The sequence below is a fragment of the Mesorhizobium sp. CNPSo 4670 genome, assembly GCF_057784235.1.
In genome coordinates, this window is the sequence record NZ_JBWJFQ010000084.1 from 1 (window position 1) to 615 (window position 615).

Below are 615 nucleotides of genomic sequence, written 5' to 3' on the forward strand. Positions count from 1 at the left end.
TCACCGCGCCGCCGACGTTGATCACGCCGCTCGTCGCCGTATCGCCATCCGCATCCGTCACCGTCGCCGTCACGCCGATCTTGCCGGCCAGCGTCAGCGCGTCGTTGTAGGCCGCCGCCGTCGAACCATCGACCAGGTGTTCGAGCGCGACGTTCTGCACCACCGTCAGCTTGCCGTCCGAGCCGATCGACACCGTGAACGCCGTGTGCGTCCCGCCGGCATCCGTGAAGTGGCCCTCGATCGCCGATCCGACCTGGACCAGCGTGATCGCATGATCGCCCTGTGCCGTCGCCAGCCCGGAGTTCGCATCCGTAACCGACAACGCATAGGCCGTCGTCCCGGCGCCGTCGGCGCCAAAGCTCGACGTCACCGTCACGATCGCCGCAGCGCTCGTTGCCGTCATCAGCGCCGGGTTCAGCACCCCGTCCGTCGTCGAGCCGTTGTTGGTCTCGTCAAGCGTCACCGAGCTGCCGACAACCGCGCTCGTGATCGACGGGCCGTCATCCAGGAAGGTCACCGCGCCGCCGACGTTGATCACGCCGCTCGTCGCCGTATCGCCATCCGCATCCGTCACCGTCGCCGTCACGCCGATCTTGCCGGCCAGCGTCAGCGCGT

General features: G+C 68.5%; 1 protein-coding gene. It reads right to left on the reverse strand.

Annotated elements, in window-relative coordinates; all coding sequences use genetic code 11:
• A partial coding sequence (locus AC0ZT5_RS35205; RefSeq protein ID WP_488500173.1) for a DUF5801 repeats-in-toxin domain-containing protein occupies positions 1 to 615 on the reverse strand: 615 nt, incomplete at both ends.